This is a genomic window from Clostridium sp. UBA4548, assembly GCF_002387895.1.
Classification (GTDB): Bacteria; Bacillota; Clostridia; order Clostridiales; family Clostridiaceae; genus Clostridium_J.
The window spans coordinates 15,175-37,807 of sequence record NZ_DGLI01000001.1 but is presented as its reverse complement, the minus strand read 5'-3'; the positions used below and the strand labels follow the sequence as shown (position 1 = coordinate 37,807).

General features: G+C 30.2%; 27 protein-coding genes. All 27 read left to right on the top strand.

The features are described from left to right. Positions 1 to 199: 199 nt before the first annotated feature. The 27 genes from B3040_RS00200 to B3040_RS00075 all read left to right on the top strand — a co-directional run bounded on the left by B3040_RS00200 (position 200) and on the right by B3040_RS00075 (position 22,622). On the top strand, positions 200 to 673 hold the full coding sequence (locus tag B3040_RS00200; protein ID WP_291569252.1) for a glyoxalase/bleomycin resistance/dioxygenase family protein: 474 nt from the start codon (positions 200 to 202) through the stop codon (positions 671 to 673). Between the two features lie 28 nt (positions 674 to 701). After that, positions 702 to 1,883, top strand: coding sequence for a GNAT family N-acetyltransferase (locus tag B3040_RS00195; RefSeq protein WP_291569251.1), 1,182 nt, complete (start codon positions 702 to 704; stop codon positions 1,881 to 1,883). A gap of 29 nt (positions 1,884 to 1,912) precedes the next feature. Continuing rightward, complete coding sequence (locus B3040_RS00190; protein WP_291569250.1) at positions 1,913 to 2,980, top strand: hypothetical protein; 1,068 nt, start codon at positions 1,913 to 1,915, stop codon at positions 2,978 to 2,980. Between the two features lie 407 nt (positions 2,981 to 3,387). Beyond that, positions 3,388 to 4,095 (top strand): HAD family hydrolase, encoded by a 708-nt coding sequence (locus tag B3040_RS00185; protein ID WP_291569249.1) that lies wholly within the window; start codon positions 3,388 to 3,390, stop codon positions 4,093 to 4,095. Positions 4,096 to 4,126: 31 nt separating this feature from the next. Then, on the top strand, positions 4,127 to 4,702 hold the full coding sequence (locus B3040_RS00180; protein ID WP_291569248.1) for a GNAT family N-acetyltransferase: 576 nt from the start codon (positions 4,127 to 4,129) through the stop codon (positions 4,700 to 4,702). A gap of 72 nt (positions 4,703 to 4,774) precedes the next feature. Then, positions 4,775 to 5,404: an HD domain-containing protein gene (locus B3040_RS00175; protein ID WP_291569247.1), complete on the top strand. Its 630-nt coding sequence runs from the start codon at positions 4,775 to 4,777 to the stop codon at positions 5,402 to 5,404. Between the two features lie 99 nt (positions 5,405 to 5,503). Next, positions 5,504 to 5,941: an NUDIX hydrolase gene (locus tag B3040_RS00170; protein WP_291569246.1), complete on the top strand. Its 438-nt coding sequence runs from the start codon at positions 5,504 to 5,506 to the stop codon at positions 5,939 to 5,941. A 94-nt stretch (positions 5,942 to 6,035) separates the two neighbouring features. After that, positions 6,036 to 6,491 carry a VOC family protein gene (locus tag B3040_RS00165; RefSeq protein WP_291569245.1) on the top strand — a complete coding sequence of 152 codons (456 nt, stop codon included), beginning with the start codon at positions 6,036 to 6,038 and terminating at the stop codon, positions 6,489 to 6,491. An 18-nt stretch (positions 6,492 to 6,509) separates the two neighbouring features. Continuing rightward, positions 6,510 to 7,385, top strand: coding sequence for a GNAT family N-acetyltransferase (locus B3040_RS00160; RefSeq protein WP_291569244.1), 876 nt, complete (start codon positions 6,510 to 6,512; stop codon positions 7,383 to 7,385). Between the two features lie 292 nt (positions 7,386 to 7,677). Then, positions 7,678 to 8,493 carry a GNAT family N-acetyltransferase gene (locus tag B3040_RS00155; protein ID WP_291569243.1) on the top strand — a complete coding sequence of 272 codons (816 nt, stop codon included), beginning with the start codon at positions 7,678 to 7,680 and terminating at the stop codon, positions 8,491 to 8,493. Positions 8,494 to 8,671: 178 nt separating this feature from the next. Further along, positions 8,672 to 8,923 (top strand): kinase to dihydroxyacetone kinase, encoded by a 252-nt coding sequence (locus tag B3040_RS00150; protein ID WP_291569242.1) that lies wholly within the window; start codon positions 8,672 to 8,674, stop codon positions 8,921 to 8,923. Between the two features lie 312 nt (positions 8,924 to 9,235). Further along, complete coding sequence (locus tag B3040_RS00145; RefSeq protein WP_291569241.1) at positions 9,236 to 10,126, top strand: GNAT family N-acetyltransferase; 891 nt, start codon at positions 9,236 to 9,238, stop codon at positions 10,124 to 10,126. 248 nt (positions 10,127 to 10,374) lie between these two features. Beyond that, positions 10,375 to 11,004: a histidine phosphatase family protein gene (locus tag B3040_RS00140; RefSeq protein ID WP_291569240.1), complete on the top strand. Its 630-nt coding sequence runs from the start codon at positions 10,375 to 10,377 to the stop codon at positions 11,002 to 11,004. Positions 11,005 to 11,079: 75 nt separating this feature from the next. Continuing rightward, a complete protein-coding gene (locus B3040_RS00135; protein WP_291569239.1) occupies positions 11,080 to 11,922 on the top strand; it encodes a GNAT family N-acetyltransferase in 843 nt (280 codons plus the stop codon). Positions 11,923 to 12,221: 299 nt separating this feature from the next. Then, entirely contained in the window at positions 12,222 to 12,623 is a 402-nt protein-coding gene (locus B3040_RS00130; protein ID WP_291569238.1) for a GNAT family N-acetyltransferase, read from the top strand. Between the two features lie 59 nt (positions 12,624 to 12,682). Then, positions 12,683 to 12,925 (top strand): hypothetical protein, encoded by a 243-nt coding sequence (locus B3040_RS00125; protein ID WP_291569237.1) that lies wholly within the window; start codon positions 12,683 to 12,685, stop codon positions 12,923 to 12,925. 158 nt (positions 12,926 to 13,083) lie between these two features. After that, entirely contained in the window at positions 13,084 to 13,359 is a 276-nt protein-coding gene (locus tag B3040_RS00120) for a nucleotide modification associated domain-containing protein (protein WP_291569236.1), read from the top strand. Positions 13,360 to 13,549: 190 nt separating this feature from the next. Next, entirely contained in the window at positions 13,550 to 14,206 is a 657-nt protein-coding gene (locus tag B3040_RS00115; protein ID WP_291569234.1) for a zinc dependent phospholipase C family protein, read from the top strand. A 269-nt stretch (positions 14,207 to 14,475) separates the two neighbouring features. Then, the gene (locus B3040_RS00110) at positions 14,476 to 15,387 is read left to right on the top strand and encodes a helix-turn-helix domain-containing protein (RefSeq protein WP_291569233.1); all 912 of its coding nucleotides are present in this window, start codon (positions 14,476 to 14,478) and stop codon (positions 15,385 to 15,387) included. 248 nt (positions 15,388 to 15,635) lie between these two features. After that, entirely contained in the window at positions 15,636 to 16,076 is a 441-nt protein-coding gene (locus B3040_RS19510; protein ID WP_414632512.1) for a VOC family protein, read from the top strand. A 304-nt stretch (positions 16,077 to 16,380) separates the two neighbouring features. After that, entirely contained in the window at positions 16,381 to 16,851 is a 471-nt protein-coding gene (locus B3040_RS00105) for an NUDIX hydrolase (protein ID WP_291569232.1), read from the top strand. A 253-nt stretch (positions 16,852 to 17,104) separates the two neighbouring features. Continuing rightward, complete coding sequence (locus B3040_RS00100; protein ID WP_291569231.1) at positions 17,105 to 17,974, top strand: AraC family transcriptional regulator; 870 nt, start codon at positions 17,105 to 17,107, stop codon at positions 17,972 to 17,974. 396 nt (positions 17,975 to 18,370) lie between these two features. After that, complete coding sequence (locus tag B3040_RS00095; protein WP_291569230.1) at positions 18,371 to 18,796, top strand: hypothetical protein; 426 nt, start codon at positions 18,371 to 18,373, stop codon at positions 18,794 to 18,796. 411 nt (positions 18,797 to 19,207) lie between these two features. Next, a complete protein-coding gene (locus B3040_RS00090; protein WP_291569229.1) occupies positions 19,208 to 19,762 on the top strand; it encodes a GNAT family N-acetyltransferase in 555 nt (184 codons plus the stop codon). A gap of 90 nt (positions 19,763 to 19,852) precedes the next feature. Further along, on the top strand, positions 19,853 to 20,449 hold the full coding sequence (locus B3040_RS00085) for a methyltransferase domain-containing protein (protein ID WP_291569228.1): 597 nt from the start codon (positions 19,853 to 19,855) through the stop codon (positions 20,447 to 20,449). A gap of 275 nt (positions 20,450 to 20,724) precedes the next feature. Then, positions 20,725 to 21,930 (top strand): efflux RND transporter periplasmic adaptor subunit, encoded by a 1,206-nt coding sequence (locus tag B3040_RS00080; RefSeq protein WP_291569227.1) that lies wholly within the window; start codon positions 20,725 to 20,727, stop codon positions 21,928 to 21,930. Then, positions 21,930 to 22,622: an ABC transporter ATP-binding protein gene (locus tag B3040_RS00075; RefSeq protein ID WP_291569226.1), complete on the top strand. Its 693-nt coding sequence runs from the start codon at positions 21,930 to 21,932 to the stop codon at positions 22,620 to 22,622. Before B3040_RS00080 ends, B3040_RS00075 begins: the two co-directional genes overlap by 1 nt. The last annotated feature ends 11 nt before the right edge of the window (positions 22,623 to 22,633 follow it).

The following is a 22,633-nucleotide window of genomic DNA, read 5'->3' as shown; positions in this document are numbered from 1 at the left end:
CTTTATTTTTTGATTTGTGCAAATAATAAAAGATTTAAGGTGTATTTTTACATTAACCATATGGTAAAATATAATTTATAAGGAATTTATTTACTATGGTATTATGTGGACTAACCTTATGAAATTCTAAAAAGCTACAAAATTAAAGAGTTAAGTAATTGAGCAATTTGTTAATCTATTCTATTATGGGGGTATTTATATGGAATTTAAATTAGCATTATTATCTGTAAAAGATGTTAATGTTTCTAAGCAATTTTATAAGGAGCTTTTTAATCAAGAAGTTGTTCTTGACTTAGGGAGAAATGTAACATTTAGCGGTGGATTTGCAATACAAGAGGATTTTGCATGGCTTACAAATGTGCCTGTTAATTCAGTTATAGAGAAGTCTAATAATATGGAACTGTATTTTGAAGTAGATGATTTTGAAAAATTCATAGATAATGTGAAGGCTTATAAGAATATAGAATATGTACATGAGCCTAAGAAATATGAATGGCAACAACGAGTTGTCCGTATTTATGACCCTGACCATCACATTATAGAAATAGGAGAATCAATGAGTGTTATAGCAAAGCGTTATCTTGTTGAGGGTTATTCCATAGAGGAAACTTCAAAAATTATTCAACTTCCAATTGAAGTTGTTGAAATGATAAATAATGTTAATAAGAAATAAGTAATATAGAAATGAGGGGATTAAGATCATGGAGTACGAAATTATACATTTACCAAAGGAAAAATGGAAGGGAACTATAATTCCTATAGGGTACACTACAGATAAGTATTATGATGTTATAGTAAATAAAACAGGCAAAGGTTTTGCTATTGACATAGAAAAGAAAGACTTTGCAGAGCCAGTAACTCATACCCCAGAAGAATATAATTATCCAGATAAGTTATATGAAGATCATTGGGAAAATGCATATGCTTGGGGAGTGTTAGTAAATGATGAGGTAGTTGCAGCTATGGAGACAGACCAAGAGTTATGGTCTAATAGGCTAAGAATTACAGAGCTTTGGGTAGCGGAAAACTATCAAAAGCAAGGAATAGGACATGCTTTAATTGAGATGGCAAAGGAACAAGCAAGAAGACAGCGCCGCAGAGCTATTATACTAGAAACACAATCTTGTAATGTTAATGCCATAGACTTTTATCAGCATGAAGGTTTTACACTTATTGGTATGGACACTTGCTGCTACAAAAACAATGATTTACAAAGAAAAGAAGTAAGATTAGAATTTGGATGGTTTCCAAAGAAAAAGAAAAGGTTAAGCCGTGAAGAAGTAGAAATTAGAATGGAAACTGAGGATGATTGTTACAAGGTAGAACTTATGACTCAGCATGCATTTTGGAACAATCATCATCTTGGATGTGACGAGCATTACCTTGTGCATAAAATGAGACAAGATAAAGATTTTCTACCAGAGTTAAGTAGAATAGCAGTAAAGGATGGAGAGATAATTGGATATATAATGTATTCTAAGGCAAGAGTTGTTGATGGTGAAGATACACATGAAGTTGTAACTTTTGGACCTCTTTGCGTAGAGCCTAAATGGCAAGGCTGTGGGGTTGGAGAACTACTATTAAGGGAAACCATGAACCTAGCTAAAAATAAAGGCTATAAAGGTATTATAATTTTTGGAGAACCAGACTATTACCCTCGAATAGGATTTAAAACCTGTGATCACTTTAATATCACATCTGCTGAGGGGCGGAACTTTGACGCCTTTATGGGTATTGAGTTATGGGAAGGAAGTATGAAAGGTATAAAAGGAAAATTCTATGAATCTGAAGTTTTTGAAAATCTTCCAAAGGAAGAAGTGGAAGAATATAGCCAAAAGTTTCCTAAGCTAAAAAAACTAAGATTTCCAGGGCAATGGGATTAGGTAATATTAAAATATTTAGTAGGTGTGGAATGAAAGTGAAAACAATACTACCCTTTGGGATAAAGTATACACCAATGGAAAAATTAGCTTTAATAAACTTTGAGAAAAATCCAGATTCGATATATAGAGGACTTGAGTTACAATATCTAAATGGCAATGAAGTAGGAACGGGATTTCGGGTATTGGCATATCGAAATGATGGATATGTAGATATGTATGACGATATTTCACTAAAATTTGATCCAAATGAGCAGTGTGACGTTGCAGAAAAGGGATTAAATAAGCATATACAAACGGATATGCAAAATACTGTTTTTGAAAAAGTGGATGGATGTGTAGAAATTTCCTTTGATTTTGAGGATTTAGAAAAACGAAGGATTCATGTATACATAAAGGAAAAGACTAAGAAGAAAAGTACTCCCATGAATATATTAGCACCCATTGGCTTAGGAAGTAAAACACCATCATGCCTTCCTATATTTTTCCTATATAACTTTGATTTTATTAGAAGAAAAAATACTATTGCAGAGGTTCGCATTGATGACACAACCTTGAAATTAGATGCTTTTCCATTTCCAATTCCTATGAATGGACAGATGCGCTACTATTCTAGATATACCATGGAAAGTCAGATCATAGAATTCATTCCAATTAATATGCAGGTGAAAGAAATAGAGTTAGATGAACAGATGCAATATATTGACCAGGGGATTAAATATAAATTTGTTGAAACAGATAATGGCATAGGTTTGTCCATAATAGAATTATTACAAGATAAAAAGGTTGTAATAAGTTTTAACCCAGTATTTGTAATGAGAGATCAGGCTGGTGAGTTTTCTATAAGTCCATCTGAAGAAATGGGACATATTAAAGGAATATATCAGGTGAAACAAAAGGGCGATTTTGTGGACATTTCTTTAATACCGAATAAGGGATGGGTAAGTGTTCCAAATTCAGTGATTACAAAACTAATACTATCACCTAAGTCGATATTTTGTAATTGGTGTAAAAAGTATCAATACTCAGCATTAGTTGATTTGAAAAAAATGAGGACAAGGGCAAAATGGAATAATGGGAATCAGAATAATAATGAATGACGAGTAGTATCTACTCATTAGTGGCATTTAAGGTGGGTATTATTGATACGTTAGATAAAGCTAAAGGTTTATTTTACCATAAGTGGTTGAATATTTAAAAAGCCATGGTATTAGTGATAGTTATTATGATATAGTGTTCTGTTCCATGATGCTTATGGTTGTCCAGAGTTATAATTCAAATCATCTGGCCATGGCCTTCAAGTTTACAGTTATGGTTAGTTATTGGCTTTACTACTATGAAGTTCATATTTAGATTAATTCCTGCTATGTATTTTCTTAAAAATACACAGAAAAAGGCTAAATAGTAGTTTAAGCAATTTTGCCACTGGTTCATCTTGATGTTGAGGTTTGGCATCCTAATTGGGGGAAATCAATAAAAAGAGATAAGAAAGATTGGTGTAAAACATATGATTTTTGATACCATACTTTTTGACTTAGATGATACATTACACGATAGAAATAAGTCATTGTGTAAGTTTGTTGACCTTTTTAAATTGGAATATTCTCATGTATTGAACTATGATAGTAATTTAATTATAAAAGAAGTTTTTTTTGAAATTGATTGGCAAGGGTATAGACAACGAGATGAAATGTTCACGGAATTACAAAGCAGAATTTCGTGGAAATATAAACCTAATTTAAAAGAATTAGTTGATTTTTGGAATGAGGAGTTTCCAAAATGTGCTGAACCTATGACTAATGTATATAAAGTTTTAGATTTTTTTAAGAATGAGAATATAAAAATGGGGATTGTAACAAATGGTCATTCCGATTTTCAAAATAGAAAAATTGATAAATTGGATTTAAGAAAGTATATGAAAACTATCATTATTTCTGAAGAAGTTAATGTTAGAAAGCCTAACCCTGAAATATTCCATCTTGCTTTATCTAGAGCCAACTCAAATAGTAAAACCACATTGTTTGTTGGAGACAACCCACTGTGTGATATAAAAGGAGCAATTGATGTTGGGCTAAGCTCTGTTTGGTTAAGTAATGGACAAGGGTGGGATATAAATGAATATATGCCAAAGTATATTATTAATAATATATGTGAACTTATGAATATAGCAACTAAGCCATTTTTACAAAAGAGGACATTAGAGTTTTTAAAATAGAAGAAATAGAAGAGATAGAGGGAGATATTTTATGAGAGAAATAGTATACGATAATTATTACTGGCAAAATGATTTAATTAGACTTAGGGCTTGGAAAGAGGATGATTGGGAATGGGATTATTATACTAATTTTGACAGTATAGCAGGGCGATTAGCAGATTATATGATTGAACTTCCTCCAGTAATCTCTGATTCGAAGAAGTCTTCTGAAAGAATTGCAGATTTTTCAAATAGCAATGGTAGAACATTCTTTGCTATCGAAAACTTAGAAGGAGTACATGTTGGAAGGATAAACATATTATTAGATGATGACAGAAATGGGACTTTTGGAATTGGACTTAAAATTGCTAGGGAATATAGTGGAAATGGCTACGGAACAAGTGCTGTAGAACTGCTTTTGAAATATGCATTTATGGAAAGACGGTTAAATAAGTATTCTATAAGTGTTTTAGAGGGGAATGAAGCCTCTATAAAAATGCATAAAAAACTTGGGTGCGAACAAGAAGGAATTCTAAAACAGAATATTTATACAAATGGTAGATATTATGACGAGATATATTTTGGATTAACAAAAGACAGGTATCTAGAAAGTAGATTATCTAAATAAAATAAATATATTTTAGTAACTAGACATCAGACTTACAAGTAATAAATTAGACTATAAATATAGGAGGGTAATATGTTTCCAAGTAGAGAAATGGCTGAGAGAGAATTAGTAATAGCAGGGCAGTTAAACCAAGGACCATGGGTAGACCATTCCATTAATGTAGGATTAGCAGCTCAAATCATTGCTGGAAAATGTAGTAATCTTAACCCAGATAAAGCATATGTGTTAGGACTTCTTCATGATATAGGTAGAAGATATGGAATAAGTGCAAGAAGACATAGTTTTGACGGATATAAATTTATGATGGAAAAGGGTTGGGATGAGGCAGCTAGAATTTGTTTGACACATTCATTTCCAGTTACTGATTTTGATAAGGAAATAGGGGGGAATGATATGAGTGAGGAAGAAAGTGAATTTGTAAGAAAGTATTTAAATAATATATCTTACGATGACTACGATAAATTGTTGATTGTTTGTGATTCAATTGCAGATGCTCAAGGTTTTTGTATGTTGGAAAAGCGGTTTGTTAATACAACAAGACGCTATGGAACATTTCCATTTACTGTAGAACGCTGGAATGCAACATTTGAAATGAAAGAGTATATAGAAAAGCAAATAAATTGTTCTATATATGATATTCTTCCAAATGTAAAAGAGACTACATTTATAGATACACCGCTATGGAAACCCCCAGTAAAATAGACAAATTCCAAGTTGCATAATTGATTAAATGATTAGATTTAAAGTTCAGTAATGTCAGAGCGTGATTATATGTTGATTTAGCAATGGGAGATGTAGTGTATGTTAAAAGTAAACTTTTATGAATTAAATACTATAGAAGATAGTAAATTAAAATTTGCAGTAATAATGACAAAATTCAATGGACAATGGCTTTATGTAAGGCATAAGGACAGGAATACTTGGGAAATCCCAGGGGGACATAGGGAGGGAAATGAAACTATTAATGATGCTGCATCAAGGGAATTATTTGAGGAAACAGGAGCAACGAATTTTAAATTAACTCCAATATGCATCTACTCTGTAGAAACAGATGAAAATATTCATTATACTGATTCATTTGGACAGCTATTCTACGCAGAAGTACAAGCATTAGATAGTGAACTTCATTATGAAGTAAGTGAAGTTAAATTATTTCATCATATGCCAGATAATTTAACTTATCCTTTGATTCAGCCATTTTTACATAAGAAAACATTAGAGTTTTTAAAAGAGATATGATTATAGAACTTTAGGGTGAGATATATAATGGCAAAAGAAAATTATTTTACGAAGGAAAGTTAATCTAGAATATTCTACTAATAGGAGGAATTAAATGCATTTAGGTTCTATTTATTTAATAGTTAGGGACTTTCAGAAGTCAATTATATTTTATGAGAAGTTACTTCAGATGCCTGTTACCAAGAAAAACATGGATAGATTTGCAATGTTTGATTTTGAGGGAAAATGTATAGCTCTTATGAATGGATATTTTGATTCAGAAAATCCAGATAAAGTAATACATAAGGGAGAGTATTTAGAGTACTTTGATGATTTGAAGACAATTTCTACTTTACTCAATTCCCGTAAGGTCGTATTAAATTTCTGGGATGAAAATTTAAGAGAAGAATATAATCGTGTCAAGGAATTAGATATTACTGGTAATATAACAAAAATTAAGTATGTTTGTAATGTTAGTCCATACTATTACTTTCAATTAACGGATCCTGATGGAAATATTATAGAGGTTACTGGTGACTATCATCCAGAAGTCGGTGAATTTGATGAATGAACACTGGAGGAATATTGTTTGTTAAAGATAAATTGCAAAAACCAAATAGTTACAGAAAAAGGATTAAGTGAAAATAACTTTAATGATATTAAGAAGCTAGTTGACATATGCAATAAAAAAGATAATACAGATTTAAAATTTTATTTTGATGGAGAAAGAAAAGATATTACTAAATTTTTATTTTATAATGAAGAAAATGTAATTGCATATTTCGGCATAACTCCAGGGTATAATACAGGAACTTACTATGCATGGGGTACAATTCATCCAGAGCATAGAAGTAAAGAAAATTTTGCAGAGCTTTTTCAGAGCGTAAAATGTAAATGTAAGGAGTTAAATATAGGTAGTTTAAAATTTATTAATGAAAGAGGAGCATATAGCATTAGTGAATTTGTTAAGTGTGTAGGTGGAAAGGAGCAATATTCAACATATATAATGAATTTTAACAAACAATACTATAAAGGAGACTCTTCAGAATATACTGATATTGTCTTAAGTAGGGCTTCACTTAATGATTTAAATGATATTGTTTTAATAGGTATGGAAGCTTTTGGGACAACAGAAGAAGAAGAAAAATCATATAATGAGTCAAATTTAAAGAATCCTAAATGTAATAACTTTGTTTGTAAAGTTAACAATATTATTGTAGGAATTGTATCTGCAAAGATACATAATAATGAAGGAAGTATTGCTGATTTGGCGGTTCTTAAGAGCCATAGAAAAAAAGGTATTGGAAGAGCAATATTAACAAAAACAATTGATTATTTATTAAGTTGTGGAATTGATAAAATTAGTCTTAGTGTCGAAACAGAAAATAAAAATGCTCTATTGTTATATGAGCATTCAGGATTCACAACATTAACAGCTAATGATTGTTATGAGATAAAAATATAATTTAAATATAATAGCATAAATTAATTGAAACCCTAAGTAGCTTTTTATGATAATTGTTTTAATGGCATGTTTGTAAAGAAAATAATATCAGCAAGATCCAGTAGGAAAGCAGCTTATGTTTATTAAATGAGTAGGGTAAGTTAGTAATTAGCATTAATTCAAATTTAATGGCATTACAAAAAGCTAAGAATGAATGGATATTGGGATATCATAGAGTCAAAAGTAATTCCTTGTGATGTAAGAAATAAGAAGATGATAGAGTTTTAAAAAAATCTAGTTAGGGGATTTTGGAATGAGAAATATAGTAACTCAAGAAAACTATTTTAAGCAGTTAATGACTGAACAGGAATTAATCCGTTTTAGCATGTTATATGCCATAGGTACAATTAAGGATTCCTTTATTGTAACAAATGATAAAAATATAGTTATTGGGCAACAACGTCTAACATCACCTTTATGGATTTATATTAAAGATAATTTATCTGGTGATGAAAAGGATGCGGTTGTGAAAATTATATGTGAGAAACTTGTACTTAATCCTAATCCTAATATAGACGGAGAAGAAAAATATCTTGAGTCAATACTTGAAGAGGTTTCAAGAATTTCAGGAGTTCCTTTTAAGACAAGTGTTCCTAAAAATTCATATGTTTGTCATAAGCTTATAAAGCCTGAATTGGTTTCTGGTTGTTTATCAAAAGCCAGTGAGAAGGACTTAGAATCTCTCACTATGTTTTCTAGAAGCAATTGGGAAGATCTTGGCTTTGGACTTCTTACACCTGAACAAGCTAAAAAGTCAGCACAACGAAAGCTCACTAAACCTGATTTTCATGTTTGGAGAAATGAAGAGGAAAACCTCGTTGCCATGGCATCTGTACATAAATATGGGAGCATTGCCATGACAGATGGTGTTTTTACTGACAGAAATCATCGTAATAAAGGATATGCAAAATTTCTAATGTATAGAATTACAGAGGATTTGCTGAGGGAAGGCTTTACGCCAGTATTGTACGCTGATTGTAGAAAAGCAGCTCCAAATAAAGTATATAAAAGTATTGGTTATGAGTATTGTGGAAAAATTATTGAATATAAATTTTCAAGCAGTAAATAGTTTGAATGTATGCTATTAGAGAGTAAGAGTTATCTTTATTATATTTGAGGAATACTATAATAAAGAAGTAAATATGTTATACTTTTTATAAATTAAGAGAAAGTTATAAATTACTATAAATTATACTTTACTTAACAAATATATATAGAAATTTGGAAGATAGAAAAGGAGTCTAGCTATGATTGAGTACAAATTTGATACACAGCTATTAATTGAAGGTGAAAATCTTTCAGAAGATGCAATAAATGATTATATTTCGAAAAATTTTGAAGGTGATTGTTTGCTTGTAGTTGGGGATGAAGAGCTGATAAAAATACATTTCCACACTAATACTCCATGGGAAGTTCTTGAATATTGTGCTTCATTAGGGGATATTCATGATGTTGTCATAGAAAATATGGAGCGACAAGCCAAGGGTCTTAAAGGGTAAATAATAAATAAGATTTTTCAAATTTACCACTATTAAGAAAAATCTTAAAACAGAAAATAATTTAAAAGAAATTTTATTAGCTGTATAAAAGTTAAGAGAGGCTTTTAACTAGTTCAGTTATATAATCATAAGAAGACAATTTATAGGTAAAGCTTTAATAATATTAAAGCATTCGCCATAAATTGTCTTTATTTTTGTTTTTTTCCAATAAATAGAGTTATCAGGTATATTATTACAGTAATTATATGGTAGAATGGGATTAATTAGAAATGAACTAAATAGGGGGGCTAATAATTGAGAGGGGGAGAGAGTTTGGGGCACTTAGATAGCTATAAAATTAATCGGGCTAACCCAGAAGAATGGTCAAAATATCATGCCATTTATAGATTAAGCAATTTTAATGAATGGATGTCATTAAGCTTTCAAAGCGATATAGAACGTTACAAGAATTTAGATTTTTGTTATTGGGTAGAAAGAGATGGTAAAAGAGTAGGTGGAGCACTCATCAAACCGAATATGCTAAAGTGTATATTTACTATACCACCTTTTAATGATAATAAGGAACTAATTGAGGTATTAACTTTGTATGTTAGTTCAATGTCAGACAAAAGCAAAGATATTGTAATTCCTGATTCTGATTCAAGGTTAATGGAGTATTATACAATTAATGGTTATCAAATGCAGAGAACAGAGAGGCTTATGGTATGTGCTACTAGCGAGTTTAACGTTATATGGGAGGAGCGATATAAAATTATAGCTCCTAAAATTGAGTATACCGAAGCCATGGCAAAACTTTATTTTGATACATATGGTACTAATGAACTGCAATATATTGCATCCCAATCCTATGATTTTCAAGTTTCAAACGTTCAAGGTTATTTTAAGCACGCGCAAGCGATGGATGTCACAAATGAATGGTCTACATTAATTTTAGATACCAAAACAAACAAGTTAATTGGTGCATGTATGGTTGGATTTATTAATGAGTTACCCTATATACTTGATTTTGTTGTGCATCCTGAATTTCAAAGAAGAGGTCTAGGGGCAAAGATGATTCAAAGAACATTAAATTTATTATATAGAAACTATCCTGCAATAAGGTTGAATGTTACAGTAGGGAATAATGCAGAAATATTTTACAATAAGTTAGGGTTTTTGGGTTTACCTGAAAAGGCTTATATGACTCGGGAAGTTGAAATTTAGTTAACATTTAAGTATTAAATAAAGGGTTAAATTTTGCTGTTTGATAAAAACGTGACGTAACTATAGAAATTGATAAAACGAGTAATGTTCTTTGAAAATTGAATAACGCGGTATTAAAAATAAAAGTTAAAGGAAGTACACTAGAAATTCGTGGAATGAAGTGGTAAGTATGGTGCACTTTTCTTATGAGTTAAGTCATAGATGTAACATATCGTGAAAACAGAAATCCACATAAGGAGGCATAAAATATGATTATATATTTGGTTAGGCATGGTAAGGATTATGAGGAGTATCGTGGAGGATGGAGTAATCTGGGGTTAATTAAAGAGGGAGTAAATCAATCAAAGAAGTTAGCAGAGCATTTATATAACAATAAAGATAAATATAATATTAATACACTAGCTAGTAGTGATTTAAGCCGAACAGTTGAAACGGTAAATGAAATATCTGCAAAGCTTAATATGCCTGTAAAATTCTGTGAAGAGTGGAGAGAAATTAATAATGGGTTATTAGCAGGTATGCTGAATACTGAAGCACTTCATAAATACCCAGGTCTTTATTTTAATACACTACAGATGGATGAACGATATCCAGGTGGAGAAAGTCCAATAGAGTTTTATTATAGAATAAAAAACGCTTATGAAAAGCTTTGTGATGAAATACTTAATGGTGAAATTGGTCCAAATGTAATGCTCGTTACACATGGTGGAGTAATTAAGGTTATCTATTACATGATAAATGGCTTAGACTGGACAAATAAAAGTGCTAAATTATGCAAATCATCAAATACTGGTATTCATAGCATTGAGTACATATTGGGTGAGTGGAAAATAATTGATTCTAATAATATAGAGCATTTAAATAATTTGGTTATTTAATTTGTAATTATGGTGTTAGGTGAAATGTTTATGCATAATTTGAAGTGTTTTAATAAAAGAAAAAGGAGAATAAATATGATTAGAGATTATAAACAATCTGATATTGATGAAATTGTAAAAATATATACATTAGAATACAAGGCGATGCCAGCAGAAATTGAAAATTTGAAGTCTGCATCTAAAATTTTGGTATACGATGATAATGGAATTGAAGGATTTATTCATTTAGTAATGGGTGGCGGCCATTGTTATGTTGAAATGGGAGCTGCAACTGACGAACTAATAATACCAGTAGGTTTGAAACTTTGGGAAGAAGCTAAAAAACTTTTTATAGAGAGGTCTATAAATTTTATTGAAGTTTCTCATGTTAAAGATAATCTCACCTGGCAACAGCTATTTAATGAAATTGGATTTGAATATTGGTATTCTGTATATCGCTTTTCATATGAGGGAGCTAAATTTAATGAACATAATATTCGCGCAGTAAAATATGAAGATAAGTATTACGAGGATAAAATAAGGCTTGAAAGTGAAGCTTTCTCAGTATTAAGAAGAGAAAATGATATTAAGCCATATAATTGGTATTTGAGTGCAAGCAAAGAGGCTATTGAAAATAATAGAAAGGCAACACTTGAGGAAAAAGAATACATATATATTTTTTTAGAAAACAATGAGATTGTGGGTGCCTCAATGGTAAAAAATGCTGAGATAGATTTATTGTTTGTTAATATCAAATATCAGGGAAAAGGCTACGGTAAAAAAATATTAGAATTTACAATAAATAGAGGTTTAGAGCAAAATGCAGCAGGTGTGAACTTAAATGCATTAGCAAGTAATGAGAAAGCCCTTAAGTTATATAAAAATATAGGATTTAAAGTTGTACAAGCTCAAGACTGTAGAAGATTAATTATAAAATGAGATATTTCATATACAAAATAGTATAAGCGCTTCACCTAATAATGTACTGAAGTCAGCTTTAGCAAGTTTTGTTCAAGTTTTCAGAGTAGCCAAAGTATATTCCTTTACCTAGCCATACTTGGCTTGGTAAAGGAACGTCTCCAGTGCGAAACCTTAGAAGATAGTCGTATTTTGATAAAAGTGTGACATAAATGTTCTTTGAAAATTGAATAGTATGGTATTTACAAAATATGTTATAATTAACTCATGATTGTATTAAATTATGCATATTAGTAATTTTAAATGAGGGGTGTTATAGTATGAAGAACCTTACTATAATAGAAAAAAAGCCAACAGTTGAGGAGTATATTCAATTAAGAAATTCTATTGGTTGGAACATATTACAACATGATAAAATTGAAAAGGGGTTAGATAATTCAATTTATTGTGTTTGTGTAGAAGAAAAAGGAAGTATAGTTGGGATTGGAAGAATTATTGGAGATGGAGGTACTGTCTTTTATATACAGGATATAATGGTAAATCCATCATATCAAAAACAGAAAATTGGTACATTGATTATGGAAAAAATTATGGATTATATTAGCAATAACTGTACAGAAGGTGCTATTATTGGTTTGATTGCTATTAGTGAACTTGATAAGTTCTATAAAAAGTTTGGATTTACATATAATCAAAATAACCATTTTTATAGATATAAATAGTTCTAAATCTTATTAAAGGACGTCTTAGTAATTTATTACGTAATAGTTGAGGTGAAATGATGAAGAAATATATTTGTCATGTATGTGGTTTTGATGGCTTAGATGAAGAACCTTATTTGAAAAACGGAAAGATGCCATCTCGTGATATTTGTGACTGCTGTGGATGTGAATTTGGTTATGATGATAATGAAAAATATAGATTGGAATGGATTGCTTCAGGTGGAGAGTGGTTTAATCCTAAGTCAAAGCCAAAAGATTGGGATTTAAAAATACAACTAAGTAAGATAAACATCGTATTGTGATACAATATTCTTAAATGACAAAACCAATATACAATTTAATAATTTATTGATAATACCGTACTATTCAAAATGAATATGCGGTATTTTTTTACGTCGCAATTCAAAGAAGTTAAGACATAAATGAAAGAAACTAAAAAGAAAAGAAAGGAGCATTATATATGACAAAAATTGACCAACATAGAGAAATATGTGAAAAATTAAATAAGGTATATACTGCAAAAAATAAAGACTATGGTGATAGTTTTAGCGAAGGATTTCAAGAATATGGACTTATAATGCCTGCAATTAGATTAGAAGATAAGATGCGAAGATACAAGCAATTAATTAAACAGGATGCTGAAGTAAAAGACGAGAGTATTATAGATACCCTATTAGATTTAGCCAATTATTCTATCATGACTATTATTGAAATCGAAAACAAGGACAAAAAATAATGAGATATAACATTCTTAAATGATGAGATCAATATTACAATTAAATGAATTATTTATAATACCTTATTATTCAACGAGAATATGGGATATCTCTTATGTTCTGATTCAAAAAAAGGTAAGGCATAATTATAATTAAGAGTCGAGCAATAATTGGTTATATTTTATATACTTAAGCAAAGGGGAGAAATAAATGGGATATTTTATGGTACATTTAAAAATTGCTGAAAACTTATTAAAAAATAATATTAATATAAAAGATACTACTGCATTTTATAAAGGGTCTCTTGCCCCAGATGCAATTATGTTTAGAGAAGGATGTTTACGTTCTGATAAATCAACAACTCACTTTTGTATTGGAGATGAAGGTTGGGGGTATTACACTAACTATGAACAGTGGGAAAATAATTTAAACTTAAATATTGTAAATTATGTTGATATGGTAAATTCTGATTTTTTATTTGGATATTATGCTCATATACTAACTGATATTGCTTATACCAGTAGGTTCAGTAGGTTCTGGACTCCAACTAGAATTACTGGAGACAAAGAGTATATAGATGATTATTTAAAAGATATTGGTGAAATTGATTCACGATTATTCGGAAGCCTTGAAAATAAAGAAATATTATGGTCAGAGATAAAGAATTCTAAAAATTACTGTTTACAAAATTTGTTTAATGATAATGACTTATCAATATTAATAGATGAAATGATAAATAATATATACTATAACCGCAAGTCAAATCCAAATCATGAGTTTAAAGTAGTAACACCTACAGATATGCTTGATTTCATAGATAAGATGGTTTCTAAGATTTCTTGTAGTCAATTTAAAGTACAAGCATAGTAGACATTGAGTTGAAAGGCATTTCTTCCTATTAAGTCACTAATGAATTTTATAATAGTAATGCTGTTCTTTGAAAACTGAATGATACGGTATTAAAACTAAGTCATAAGTAGCGTTATGAGTACATATCAAATATGTGATGTTTTTTTGAATAGTTAGGGCTAAGCAGTATATCATGAAGTTAAATTTGATTTTCAAGAAAACCTTAGCAAAGTAGGTCAAGTAGAATTAAATAAATCTATGATATCCTTTATTCAAGAGGTGATAATATGGAAAATTGGGAGAAGATAAATGCGGTACAGCGTATGCAAATTTATATTGAGAATCATATAAATGAGTCAATAACTCTTTACATGCTTGCAAATGCAGCGGGATATTCACCGTGGCACTCAACAAGGATTTTTAAGGAATTAACAGATAAAACACCCTTTGAATATATTCGAGCACTTCGTTTGTCTCGAGCAGCTATTAAATTGCGAGATGAGGATGTTAAGATAATTGATGTAGCACTGGATTTCGTTTTTGACTCACATGAAGGTTTTACAAGAGCGTTTTCCAAGCAATTTGGTATGACTCCTCAACATTACTGTAAAAATACTCCTCCGCTAAAACTTTTTATGCCCAGTCATATTCGTAATTATTACCTTATGATTCAAAAAGGAGAGGATAATATGACTAAAAACTCTGAAGTAAAAACAGTTTTTGTGCAAGTGGTAGACCGTCCAGCAAGAAAGTTAATCTTAAAACGTGGCATCAAAGCCACACATTACTTTGAATATTGCGAAGAGGTAGGGTGTGATGTATGGGGAGTACTTTCTAGCATTAAAGAAGCTCTGTATGAACCTATTGGAATGTGGATGCCTACAAACTTAATAAAACCTGGCACATCAGTATATGTCCAAGGGGTAGAAGTTCCAGTGAATTATGAAGGAAAAATCCCAGAAGGATTTGACTTAATTGAGCTTAAGCCCTGTAAGATGATGGTTTTTCAAGGTCAACCATATGAGGATGAAAAATTTGATGACGAGATAAATCAACTTTGGGAGACAATGAAAAATTACAATCCTGAAGTTTATGGCTTTAAATGGGCCGATGAAGGTGGACCAAGATTTCAATTAGCACCTATGGGGTACAGAGGATATATTGAAGCAAGACCTGTAAAGCAGTTAAATGAAAAATAATTTATACAACTATTAAAATAAATCAGTTTTAAATACCGTATTATTCAACATGAATATGCGGTGTTTTTTATGTTGTAATACAAATATTTCGCATGGCACAAGAAGGATAGAAGAGTATGTTAACGGTGAGTATAATAATTTTGGACGTTGGTAAATATCATCACTGGATTTATAGTGATAGCTTAAGTCTTACTAGTAATTTCAGATGAATTTCATTAAGATTAATTAAAGATAGATTGGAGTGATATATCATACAAAATAATAAGGTTAAACTAACAAATGCATGCCCAATTTTTATATCTGAAGATGTAAAAAAAATTGTAGATTTCTACGTTGAAAAACTGGGATTTAAATTTGCAACACATTATGATAAGATTGATAACTTTGCAACAATATATAGGGATTCTATTGAATTTGTAATTGTTCAATCTAAGTTTGGGAAAATACAATCAAACACTAAAAGATATGGCGCGGGGTATGACGCTTATATTGACACTGATACAGTTAGTGGAATTGATATTATTTATGAAGAGTTTGCCTCTAAAGGTGTTCATATTGTATCTAAGCCGCATAAAACAGATTATGGTAGTTATGAATTTGTTATCGAAGATATTGATGAAAGATTGATTGGCATAGGACTTACTTATAGTAATCAAATATACTTTAACGATTCAAATTATCTTGATTAATTCATTCTATTCTTATCTATAGCTATGTTTATATTTGGATGTTCTTTAACTATTGTTGGAATAGCGCTAAGAACAATATATCAACTAGAGGTGCCTAAGACATATTAGGTAAATCAACAGCTACATCCATGACTATCTCTTACATAGCAATTCCATTAGGATATTTACTTGGAGGGTATATTTTATAAAAAGTTACTATTAATATAATACTGTTGAATACTGGTATATTGGTAACAATTTTAGGTGTTATAAAGGGATTAATTATATAAAAAAAGATATTCATATAGTAAAGTGGAGGGTGTCTGTGAAAGAGGAAAATATAGTATTTAAAAATCATCAAGGGTGCTTTACTTACAGAGTTGCGGCTATTATTCTCAAAGACAATAACTTGCTTATGGCAAAACATGAGGATTATCCATGTTATTATACTATTGGTGGAAAGGTTAGAATGAATGAAACTTCTGAGGAAGCTATTGTTCGTGAGGTCTATGAGGAAACAGGCATTGAATTTCAAATTGATAAAATATGTTTTATTCAGGAAAGATTTTTTGAGGTAACAGGACAAGCATATCATGAAATTATCTTTTATTACTTAATGAAAGATAACTCCAACATACATTTACCTTATAGGAAATTTACTGACCAAGGAACCAAAGAAAGTCTGCACTGGTTACCAGTAGAAAGTTTGGCTGAAACTGATATAATTCCAGAATTTTTTACAACTAAACTGTTAATCAATATAGATTCTATTGAACACATTGTTTCAAAAGAATAATATCATTAAATTAATCATTACCTTTAGTTCTAAAGTTTGATTTGAAATGAAGAAACAAAGATTTTGATATAAAAAAGTTAGGATTGGCATATAAATTTTTTAGATTACTGCTAAATTAGAAACATGAGATTAAAGGACAATAGTAATTCACTGAAATATAAAGATAGTTAATTTTTATTTAGACAAATCAAAGCAAGGTAAGATAGGAAATAACAGATATACTTTAGTAAAATTTAATCATGGAGGTGAGGAAATGGATTTTATTCAAAACTTGCAAAGAGCCATTGATTACATGGAAGAGCATATATTAGATTCAATTACTTATGAAGATGTTGCAAAATATGTTTTCATGTCAAGCTACCATTTTCATAGGACATTTAGTTTAGTGGTTGGTATTACAGCAAATGAGTATATTAGGAATAGGAAATTATCTATGGCAGGTCAGGAAATCTCAATATCTGATCTTAAAGTAATTGATCTTGCTTTAAAATATGGCTATGATTCACCAGAAAGCTTTACAAAGGCATTTACTAGATTTCATGGAATTACACCAAATGTAGCTAGGCGTACAGGTATGAAATTAAAATCATTTAATCGCCTTCTCATCAAAATAAAATTAGAAGGTGGTACTGTTATGGACTATAGAATTGAAAAAAGGGAACCATTTAAATTACTTGCTAAGGTTGAAAAATTCAGGAATGAATCTATCTCTGAAGATGGGAACACAGAAATACCAGATTTTTGGAAAGAGTGTGGTGCTAAGGGCATATTTAAAGTACTAAAGCAAAATACTAATAAACATGATATCTATGGAGCTTGTGCACCTATTTCAAAAGAAAATACACATTTTGAATATGGTATTGGCATGGAGTTTAGTGGCGATAACATACCAGATGGCTATAGAGTATGGGAGGTAAAACCTACTTTATGGGCTGTATTTAAGTGTATTGGTGAAAATGGAGATTGTATAGGTGAAACATGGGGGAAAATCTTTTCAGAATTTCTGCCAAGCTCAGAATATAATATGATTGATGATACTGATTTTGAATTGTATTCTCAAGAAACTAAGGCAGATTGTTTTTGTGAAATATGGATCCCAGTTGAGAAAAAGAAGTATATATAATTCATGTTATAAGTTATGATGGTTATTTTAACTTTACAGTAAGTACGTAGTTTAATAAAAAATTGACTTAACTTTAAATACTTAAATACTAGGGTGTTACGGGAAGTAATAAGGTTAAATGGTCACTAAGAAGGAATATCCGAGTAATTGAAGCTGCTAGGAATTTTTTCTTAGTGGCTTTTTATTTATAATAAATTTAAAATAAAATAATTCGTAGAGGATTTATTTAAATAAAACTTTTATCTTTTCAAATGTTGATGAAGAATTCCTTTTGAGGTTTAGATTTTGCAAAAAAAGTGGAAGATATATTGCTACATTAATTATATGGTAAAATAAACCTATAGTATACTTTTATGTTTGTTTTAAGAAAGCGAACAATCAAGAGGGGGAATTGTTATGGTAGGTTTTAAAAATGAAAAAGTTTTTAATACAAGTTGCATAATAGCATATATTATTTTGTCTTATATGTTTACATTATGGTATAAGCTTGAGTTTATGATTTTTGATATTGAGGTACTAAGTGCAACTAAGTTTTTCATAGTTTATATAATATTTATGTTAGCAGTATTATGGTTATTTAAAATAAGTAATAGTAAGATATTAAGTGTAACTGTAGGGATATTAAGCATAATATATTTGAAAGAATATGTAGAAGGACCCATAGCAACATTAATAAATAGTAGAATTAAAATTGGTGATGCTATGCAATCTCAATCGATAATATCCTTTGGTTTCTTAGCTCAAGTAGTATTTATTATTCTTAATTTAGTCATTCTATTTTGCGCTATTTTAAAACTACATACACAGATAGAAGATAAATAGAATTAATTATAAAAATGAGATAGGAATTTTGATTTGTCAAAGTAAATTAAGCAAATATAGCATTCTTTACAAGATTTATTGCAAAATAAAAAGGAAGTTTTTAAAACTTCCTTTTTTTATGTATAAATTTAAAATTTGCATTTACAATATGTGAATGTTGTTTTATAATAAAAAGTTAAAAGTTTTTACACCACCACTCTTTACCCAACAATATTATTCTAACCTAAAATCAACAAATGTACAAGATATAATAAGCAAAGGGGAGTATTTATTTGTAATAATAAATAGTAGTACATTAGTGAGAGCTATACCTGTTTATGTAAGATTTAGTATTACTTGCGGCAATGATATAATATTTCTGGATAGAGACGTCTTTATACTAATCATAGATACCTTTGGGGAGTGATTTTAATGCAAAAAGTTTATGAAACGGAAAGACTAGTGCTAAAAGTGATAGACAAATCCTATGCAGAGTTGGTTATTGACTACTATTTAAACAATAAGTGTTTTTTAGAACAGTGGGAACCAGTGAAGAAGAAGGAATTTTACACTAAGCAGTATCAGGAAGAACAATTGGATAAAGAGTTATCCAATATTGAAAATAATAATGCTTTAAGATTATGGATTTTCAAAAAGGAAGATGAAAACAGAATAATAGGAACTGTTGGCTTTAGTAACATTGTTAGGGGTGTATTTCTATCCTGTACACTTGGTTATAAATTAGATAAGGATGAAATTAATAAAGGTTATATAACCGAAGCAATTCAAAAGGGAATTGAAGTTATGTTTAACGAATTTGGATTGCATAGAATTGAAGCAAACATTATGCCGAAAAATAACCGCTCTATGAGAGTAGTTGAAAAATTAGGGTTTTATAATGAAGGGTTAGCCTACAAATATTTAAAAATAAATGGTAAATGGGAAGACCATATACATATGGTTTTATTAAATGAAAAGCTGGAATAAATATTCTTAGTTTTATTCTTATATTGGCTCCTGGTAGCTTAAGAGAAAATATAAGAGTTTTATAAAGCTATCTAGCATGGGGGTTTTTAAATGGAGTATATGGGAAACAAAGAATATTGGGATGAAAAGTTTGTTAATAGAGGTGCTAATTCACTAAGTCCAGAAAATACTTTAATACAAAGTATTGGATATTTTAAGAAAGGCACTGTTCTTGATATAGCATGTGGTGACGGTAGAAATGCCTTATTCCTAATTGAGAAAGGCTTTAAAGTTACAGGCGTAGATTTTAGTAATAAAGCACTTCAACGTTTGAACATGTTTGCTGAAAGAAATAGTTATACAGTAAATACAATACAAATTGATTTAACTATAAAAAATGCTTTAAATCATATGGGGATTTTCGATAATATTTTAGTTAATCATTATAGACTAAGTAAACAGCAACTTAAAGACATTCAAAATCATATAACTGAGGAAGGTATTCTATTTGTTTCTGGTTTTGGATATAAGCATAAAGCTGATTCTAAAATTAGAAAGGAAGATTTAATCCAACCAACTGATTTTGAAGATATATTAAAGTTCTTTGAGTTGATTGAGTATAATGAAAATCAAGATGAAAGAGGTTTTTTTGTTACTTATATTCTTCGGAAAAGAAAAAATGATTTTAACATGGAAATTAATGTTTAAGTCAGAGGGGAAAGTATAAAAGAGTTAAGATTTCAAATTTATAAAATTAAAATGCAGATATGAACTTGTATTAAAGTTATATCTGTATTTTTTATTAGGAATCTACTTTAAGATTAGAGAGCTATCATATGAAAATTTCTTCAGGAAGTAATATGACTTTATAAATATTTTAAAGTTACTTTAGAAATATTTAAGAATTACTTTAAGGACGCTTTATAGTCACCTTGTACAATTACATTATGATAATTAAATAAAAATTAATGGAGGCCCAAATTATGAAAAAGAAAGTAATAACTTTTATATTAATTGCAACTGTAATCACAGGTGGAATATTTATAGCGACTAGGAGAGAAGGTAAAGAGGTAGGCGCAACTGTAAAAACTTCAGAGGTAACACAAGGAGATGTGAAGGCGTATCTATCAACTACTGCTACAATTAAATCAAAAAATAGCAAAGATTATTTTGCAATTCAGGGTAAAGTGAAAAAAGTAAATGTGAAAGTTGGAGATAGAGTTGAAAAGGGAGAAGTGCTAGCTGAATTTGAGGTAACTGATCCTAATATTGCCGTGAAGCAAGCCCAGCTTAGCTATGATAATGCTGTTCTAACTAAACAAAACCAAGTAAAAAGCAATAATGAGGTTAAAAGCACTATTGCAGATTTAAAGAAACAAATATCAGATTTAGAGGCTCAAATTGAGGAAGCTAAGAAAAATCCAGCTGAAGCAGCAAAGGTTGCTCAGTTAGAAAGTCAAAAGGCTCCTCTTATTACAAAAAAGGATTCTTTAAAAGAACCCTTCTCAAGTGAGCAGCTTAAACAATCAGATAATAATATAGCACTACAAAAGCTAAATTTAGATAATGCAAAAAGCAACCTTTCAAAAAGTCAGAGTACTTTAGTTGCGGACTTTAATGGAGTTGTAACTGCAGTAAACCTTGTTGAAGGTGCCACAACTACTGTAGCAACTCAGCCAGCTATAACAGTTCAAGATGTGGACAATCTTAAAGTCGTATTATCTGCTGGTAAGTATGATGCGTCAAAAATTAAATTAGGACAAGAGGCAGTGATTAAATATGATGGCAAGGAGTATAAGGGAGCGGTATCCTTTATAGATCCAATAGCTAAAAAAGCTCCATCAGCAGCAGGAACAGAAACAACGCTTTCAGTAGAAATTGATATTGTTGATAAGGCTGAAGGGTTAAAGGTTGATTTTGATGCAGATGTGGATTTATTACTTGGAGAGGTAAAAAGTGTGTTAAGGATTCCAGCAGAAAGTATCAGAAGTGATAAGGAAGGAAAGGCCTATGTTTTCTCAATTGAAGGAAATAAAGTTGTAGAAAAGAAGGTTGTGCTAGGGCTTCAGTCTGATATGGAAGCAGAGGTAGTAGAAGGAATAACCCCAGGAGAGAAAGTAATTTTAAACCCAAGTACTAATATGAAGTCTGGGGAGGTTGTTAAAGAAGCTGGGGGAGAGGAGAAATAATGTTAGAAGTTAAAAATATAGTAAAAAAATATGTTACTGGAGAAATTAATTTTACTGCTCTGAAAAATATTAATTTAAAAATAGAAAAGGGAGAATTTACTTCTATAATGGGACCTTCGGGGTCAGGAAAATCTACAATGATGAATATCTTAGGTTGTCTTGACAAAATGGATAATGGAACCTATATATTAAATGGAAAAAATGTTTCTAATCTTAGTGATAATGAACTGGCTTTAATTAGAAATAAGGAAATAGGATTTGTATTTCAAGCTTTCAATCTACTTCCTAGAATGACAATTCTTGAAAATGTAGAGCTGCCAATGGCATATGCTGGAGTACCAAAAGGTGTGCGACGAGAAAAGGCTTTAATAGCTCTAGATAGGGTGGGATTAAGTGATAGAGTTAAGCATAGACCAAACGAAATTTCAGGGGGACAAAAACAAAGGGTTGCTATAGCTAGGGCTATAGTGAATAACCCAGCTGTAATAATGGCTGATGAACCTACAGGAAATTTAGATACTAAATCATCAGTTGAAATAATGAAGATATTTCAGGATTTAAATAATGAAGGAGCTACTATAATAATGGTTACCCATGAACCAGATATTGCACAGCATACCAAAAGAGTGGTTAGATTCAAAGATGGGGAAATAGTAGAAGATTACTCAGTTAAGGATAGAATTTTATTATAGAAGGAGTGTGG

Excerpts from the sequence above, each read along its gene's own strand:
- B3040_RS00120 (WP_291569236.1), top strand. The coding sequence starts at position 13,084 with ATGACAAAAATTGACCAACATAGAGAAATATGTGAAAAATTAAATAAG.
- B3040_RS00150 (WP_291569242.1), top strand. The coding sequence starts at position 8,672 with ATGATTGAGTACAAATTTGATACACAGCTATTAATTGAAGGTGAAAAT.
- B3040_RS00100 (WP_291569231.1), top strand. The coding sequence starts at position 17,105 with ATGGATTTTATTCAAAACTTGCAAAGAGCCATTGATTACATGGAAGAG.
- B3040_RS00095 (WP_291569230.1), top strand. The coding sequence starts at position 18,371 with ATGGTAGGTTTTAAAAATGAAAAAGTTTTTAATACAAGTTGCATAATA.
- B3040_RS00200 (WP_291569252.1), top strand. The coding sequence starts at position 200 with ATGGAATTTAAATTAGCATTATTATCTGTAAAAGATGTTAATGTTTCT.
- B3040_RS00175 (WP_291569247.1), top strand. The coding sequence starts at position 4,775 with ATGTTTCCAAGTAGAGAAATGGCTGAGAGAGAATTAGTAATAGCAGGG.
- B3040_RS00155 (WP_291569243.1), top strand. The coding sequence starts at position 7,678 with ATGAGAAATATAGTAACTCAAGAAAACTATTTTAAGCAGTTAATGACT.
- B3040_RS00165 (WP_291569245.1), top strand. The coding sequence starts at position 6,036 with ATGCATTTAGGTTCTATTTATTTAATAGTTAGGGACTTTCAGAAGTCA.
- B3040_RS00080 (WP_291569227.1), top strand. The coding sequence starts at position 20,725 with ATGAAAAAGAAAGTAATAACTTTTATATTAATTGCAACTGTAATCACA.
- B3040_RS00170 (WP_291569246.1), top strand. The coding sequence starts at position 5,504 with ATGTTAAAAGTAAACTTTTATGAATTAAATACTATAGAAGATAGTAAA.
- B3040_RS00195 (WP_291569251.1), top strand. The coding sequence starts at position 702 with ATGGAGTACGAAATTATACATTTACCAAAGGAAAAATGGAAGGGAACT.
- B3040_RS00090 (WP_291569229.1), top strand. The coding sequence starts at position 19,208 with ATGCAAAAAGTTTATGAAACGGAAAGACTAGTGCTAAAAGTGATAGAC.
- B3040_RS00190 (WP_291569250.1), top strand. The coding sequence starts at position 1,913 with ATGAAAGTGAAAACAATACTACCCTTTGGGATAAAGTATACACCAATG.
- B3040_RS00085 (WP_291569228.1), top strand. The coding sequence starts at position 19,853 with ATGGAGTATATGGGAAACAAAGAATATTGGGATGAAAAGTTTGTTAAT.
- B3040_RS00185 (WP_291569249.1), top strand. The coding sequence starts at position 3,388 with ATGATTTTTGATACCATACTTTTTGACTTAGATGATACATTACACGAT.
- B3040_RS00140 (WP_291569240.1), top strand. The coding sequence starts at position 10,375 with ATGATTATATATTTGGTTAGGCATGGTAAGGATTATGAGGAGTATCGT.
- B3040_RS00110 (WP_291569233.1), top strand. The coding sequence starts at position 14,476 with ATGGAAAATTGGGAGAAGATAAATGCGGTACAGCGTATGCAAATTTAT.
- B3040_RS00075 (WP_291569226.1), top strand. The coding sequence starts at position 21,930 with ATGTTAGAAGTTAAAAATATAGTAAAAAAATATGTTACTGGAGAAATT.
- B3040_RS00135 (WP_291569239.1), top strand. The coding sequence starts at position 11,080 with ATGATTAGAGATTATAAACAATCTGATATTGATGAAATTGTAAAAATA.
- B3040_RS00125 (WP_291569237.1), top strand. The coding sequence starts at position 12,683 with ATGAAGAAATATATTTGTCATGTATGTGGTTTTGATGGCTTAGATGAA.
- B3040_RS00180 (WP_291569248.1), top strand. The coding sequence starts at position 4,127 with ATGAGAGAAATAGTATACGATAATTATTACTGGCAAAATGATTTAATT.
- B3040_RS00115 (WP_291569234.1), top strand. The coding sequence starts at position 13,550 with ATGGGATATTTTATGGTACATTTAAAAATTGCTGAAAACTTATTAAAA.
- B3040_RS00130 (WP_291569238.1), top strand. The coding sequence starts at position 12,222 with ATGAAGAACCTTACTATAATAGAAAAAAAGCCAACAGTTGAGGAGTAT.